Origin of the sequence: Streptomyces vulcanius (genome assembly GCF_042653945.1) — a bacterium.
Taxonomy (GTDB): Bacteria; Actinomycetota; Actinomycetes; order Streptomycetales; family Streptomycetaceae; genus Streptomyces; species Streptomyces mangrovi.
The window spans coordinates 1-5176 of the sequence record NZ_JBHSFK010000098.1 but is presented as its reverse complement, the minus strand read 5'-3'; the positions used below and the strand labels follow the sequence as shown (position 1 = coordinate 5176).

2 rRNA genes are annotated in these 5176 nt (G+C 57.5%); both read left to right on the top strand.

The features are described from left to right. The first annotated feature begins 206 nt into the window (after positions 1-206). Positions 207-1734: ribosomal RNA gene (locus tag ACFPIH_RS55995) — 16S ribosomal RNA — on the top strand. Positions 1735-2011: 277 nt separating this feature from the next. After that, a 23S ribosomal RNA gene (locus ACFPIH_RS55990) occupies positions 2012-5134 on the top strand. Together the 16S and 23S rRNA genes form the textbook arrangement of a ribosomal RNA operon. Positions 5135-5176 lie beyond the last annotated feature (42 nt).

The following is a 5176-nucleotide window of genomic DNA, read 5'->3' as shown; positions in this document are numbered from 1 at the left end:
GGGTGAGTACAAAGGAAGCGTCCGTTCCTTGAGAACTCAACAGCGTGCCAAAAATCAACGCCAGATATGTTGATACCCCGTCCCACGGCAGTGATAGCCGGGGATGAGGTTCCTTTGAAGTAGAACACAGCGAGGACGCTGTGTGCGGGGGGATTATTCCTCCCTCCGCACCGCTCTCGTGGTGTCGTCCCGATTACGGGAAAACATTCACGGAGAGTTTGATCCTGGCTCAGGACGAACGCTGGCGGCGTGCTTAACACATGCAAGTCGAACGATGAAGCCTTTCGGGGTGGATTAGTGGCGAACGGGTGAGTAACACGTGGGCAATCTGCCCTGCACTCTGGGACAAGCCCTGGAAACGGGGTCTAATACCGGATATGAGCCTGGGAGGCATCTCCCGGGTTGTAAAGCTCCGGCGGTGCAGGATGAGCCCGCGGCCTATCAGCTTGTTGGTGAGGTAGTGGCTCACCAAGGCGACGACGGGTAGCCGGCCTGAGAGGGCGACCGGCCACACTGGGACTGAGACACGGCCCAGACTCCTACGGGAGGCAGCAGTGGGGAATATTGCACAATGGGCGGAAGCCTGATGCAGCGACGCCGCGTGAGGGATGACGGCCTTCGGGTTGTAAACCTCTTTCAGCAGGGAAGAAGCGAGAGTGACGGTACCTGCAGAAGAAGCGCCGGCTAACTACGTGCCAGCAGCCGCGGTAATACGTAGGGCGCAAGCGTTGTCCGGAATTATTGGGCGTAAAGAGCTCGTAGGCGGTCTGTCGCGTCGGATGTGAAAGCCCGGGGCTTAACCCCGGGTCTGCATTCGATACGGGCAGACTAGAGTGTGGTAGGGGAGATCGGAATTCCTGGTGTAGCGGTGAAATGCGCAGATATCAGGAGGAACACCGGTGGCGAAGGCGGATCTCTGGGCCATTACTGACGCTGAGGAGCGAAAGCGTGGGGAGCGAACAGGATTAGATACCCTGGTAGTCCACGCCGTAAACGGTGGGAACTAGGTGTTGGCGACATTCCACGTCGTCGGTGCCGCAGCTAACGCATTAAGTTCCCCGCCTGGGGAGTACGGCCGCAAGGCTAAAACTCAAAGGAATTGACGGGGGCCCGCACAAGCAGCGGAGCATGTGGCTTAATTCGACGCAACGCGAAGAACCTTACCAAGGCTTGACATACGCCGGAAAACCCTGGAGACAGGGTCCCCCTTGTGGTCGGTGTACAGGTGGTGCATGGCTGTCGTCAGCTCGTGTCGTGAGATGTTGGGTTAAGTCCCGCAACGAGCGCAACCCTTGTTCTGTGTTGCCAGCACGCCCTTCGGGGTGGTGGGGACTCACAGGAGACTGCCGGGGTCAACTCGGAGGAAGGTGGGGACGACGTCAAGTCATCATGCCCCTTATGTCTTGGGCTGCACACGTGCTACAATGGCAGGTACAAAGAGCTGCGATACCGTGAGGTTGAGCGAATCTCAAAAAGCCTGTCTCAGTTCGGATTGGGGTCTGCAACTCGACCCCATGAAGTCGGAGTTGCTAGTAATCGCAGATCAGCATTGCTGCGGTGAATACGTTCCCGGGCCTTGTACACACCGCCCGTCACGTCACGAAAGTCGGTAACACCCGAAGCCGGTGGCCCAACCCCCTTGTGGGGAGGGAGCTGTCGAAGGTGGGACTGGCGATTGGGACGAAGTCGTAACAAGGTAGCCGTACCGGAAGGTGCGGCTGGATCACCTCCTTTCTAAGGAGCAATAGCCGACTGCAGGCAAATGTTCTGCACGGTTGCTCATGGGTGGAACGTTGATTATTCGGCCTGGTTCTGGGTCGGAGGCTTGCTAGTACTGCTCGTGAGAGCGTGGAATGCATGGTCTCCGGACGGGTCCGGGTCGGGCACGCTGTTGGGTGTCTGAGGGAATGATGTTCCTTCAGGTGCCGGCCCCAGTGAACTCCGGTGTGTGCCGGGGGTGATGGGTGGCTGGTCGTTGTTTGAGAACTGCACAGTGGACGCGAGCATCTGTGGCCAAGTTTTTAAGGGCGCACGGTGGATGCCTTGGCACCAGGAACCGATGAAGGACGTGGGAGGCCACGATAGTCCCCGGGGAGTCGTCAACCAGGCTTTGATCCGGGGGTTTCCGAATGGGGAAACCCGGCAGTCGTCATGGGCTGTCACCCGCTGCTGAACACATAGGCAGTGTGGAGGGAACGCGGGGAAGTGAAACATCTCAGTACCCGCAGGAAGAGAAAACAACCGTGATTCCGGGAGTAGTGGCGAGCGAAACCGGATGAGGCCAAACCTATGACGTGTGAGACCCGGCAGGGGTTGCGTTGTGGGGGTTGTGGGATCTCTCTTCTGTCGTCTGCCGGCGGCAGGACGAGTCATAAACCGTTGATGTAGGCGAAGGACATGCGAAAGGTCCGGCGTAGAGGGTAAGACCCCCGTAGTCGAAACGTCAGCGGCTCGTTTGAGAGACACCCAAGTAGCACGGGGCCCGAGAAATCCCGTGTGAATCTGGCGGGACCACCCGCTAAGCCTAAATATTCCCTGGTGACCGATAGCGGATAGTACCGTGAGGGAATGGTGAAAAGTACCGCGGGAGCGGAGTGAAATAGTACCTGAAACCGTGTGCCTACAAGCCGTGGGAGCGTCGGACGGAGAGCTTGCTCTTTGTCTCGTGACTGCGTGCCTTTTGAAGAATGAGCCTGCGAGTTTGCGGTGTGTTGCGAGGTTAACCCGGGTGGGGTAGCCGTAGCGAAAGCGAGTCCGAACAGGGCGGTGGAGTAGCACGCTCAAGACCCGAAGCGGAGTGATCTAGCCATGGGCAGGTTGAAGCGGCTGTAAGAGGTCGTGGAGGACCGAACCCACCAGGGTTGAAAACCTGGGGGATGACCTGTGGTTAGGGGTGAAAGGCCAATCAAACTCCGTGATAGCTGGTTCTCCCCGAAATGCATTTAGGTGCAGCGTCGTGTGTTTCTTGCCGGAGGTAGAGCACTGGATAGGCGATGGGCCCTACCGGGTTACTGACCTTAGCCAAACTCCGAATGCCGGTAAGTGAGAGCGCGGCAGTGAGACTGTGGGGGATAAGCTCCATGGTCGAGAGGGAAACAGCCCAGAGCATCGACTAAGGCCCCTAAGCGTACGCTAAGTGGGAAAGGATGTGGAGTCGCACAGACAACCAGGAGGTTGGCTTAGAAGCAGCCACCCTTGAAAGAGTGCGTAATAGCTCACTGGTCTAGTGATTCCGCGCCGACAATGTAGCGGGGCTCAAGCGTACCGCCGAAGTCGTGTCATTGCGATATGTACCCCCAACGGGGATCGTGATGGGTAGGGGAGCGTCGTCTGCCGGGTGAAGCAGCCGCGTAAGCGAGTTGTGGACGGTTGACGAGTGAGAATGCAGGCATGAGTAGCGATTCACACGTGGGAAACGTGTGCGCCGATTGACTAAGGGTTCCTGGGTCAAGCTGATCTGCCCAGGGTAAGTCGGGACCTAAGGCGAGGCCGACAGGCGTAGTCGATGGATAACCGGTTGATATTCCGGTACCCGCTGTGAAGCGTCAAACATTGAATCAGGCGATGCTAAGTCCGTGAAGCCGTTCCGGACCCTTCGGGGAATGGAAAGTGGTGGAGCCGACGGACCAGACTTGTAGTAGGTGAGTGATGGGGTGACGCAGGAAGGTAGTCCATCCCGGGCGGTGGTTGTCCCGGGGTAAGGGTGTAGCCCGTCATCCAGGTAAATCCGGATGGCATGTGGGTGAGACCTGATGCCGAGCCGATTGTGGTGAAGTGGATGATCCTATGCTGTCGAGAAAAGCCTCTAGCGAGTTTCATGGCGGCCCGTACCCTAAACCGACTCAGGTGGTCTGGTAGAGAATACCGAGGCGTTCGGGTGAACTATGGTTAAGGAACTCGGCAAAATGCCCCCGTAACTTCGGGAGAAGGGGGGCCACACCTGGTGAGAGCATTTACTGTTCGAGCTGGGGGTGGCCGCAGAGACCAGCGAGAAGCGACTGTTTACTAAAAACACAGGTCCGTGCGAAGCCGTAAGGCGATGTATACGGACTGACGCCTGCCCGGTGCTGGAACGTTAAGGGGACCGGTTAGTCACTCTTCGGGGTGGCGAAGCTGAGAACTTAAGCGCCAGTAAACGGCGGTGGTAACTATAACCATCCTAAGGTAGCGAAATTCCTTGTCGGGTAAGTTCCGACCTGCACGAATGGCGTAACGACTTCTCGACTGTCTCAACCATAGGCCCGGTGAAATTGCACTACGAGTAAAGATGCTCGTTTCGCGCAGCAGGACGGAAAGACCCCGGGACCTTTACTACAGTTTGATATTGGTGTTCGGTTCGGCTTGTGTAGGATAGCTGGGAGACTGTGAAGCTTGGACGCCAGTTCAGGTGGAGTCGTCGTTGAAATACCAGTCTGGTCGTGCTGGATGTCTAACCTGGGTCCGTGATCCGGATCAGGGACAGTGTCTGATGGGTAGTTTAACTGGGGCGGTTGCCTCCTAAAGAGTAACGGAGGCGCCCAAAGGTTCCCTCAGCCTGGTTGGCAATCAGGTGTTGAGTGTAAGTGCACAAGGGAGCTTGACTGTGAGACCGACGGGTCGAGCAGGGACGAAAGTCGGGACTAGTGATCCGGCGGTGGCTTGTGGAAGCGCCGTCGCTCAACGGATAAAAGGTACCCCGGGGATAACAGGCTGATCTTCCCCAAGAGTCCATATCGACGGGATGGTTTGGCACCTCGATGTCGGCTCGTCGCATCCTGGGGCTGGAGTCGGTCCCAAGGGTTGGGCTGTTCGCCCATTAAAGCGGTACGCGAGCTGGGTTTAGAACGTCGTGAGACAGTTCGGTCCCTATCCGCTGCGCGCGCAGGAATATTGAGAAGGGCTGTCCCTAGTACGAGAGGACCGGGACGGACGAACCTCTGGTGTGCCAGTTGTTCTGCCAAGGGCATGGCTGGTTGGCTACGTTCGGGAGGGATAACCGCTGAAAGCATCTAAGCGGGAAGCCTGCTTCGAGATGAGTATTCCCACCCACTTGATGGGGTAAGGCTCCCAGTAGACGACTGGGTTGATAGGCCGGATCTGGAAGCCCAGTAATGGGTGGAGGTGACCGGTACTAATAGGCCGAGGGCTTGTCCTCAGTTGCTCGCGTCCACTGTGTTAGTTCTGAGGCAACGACTGT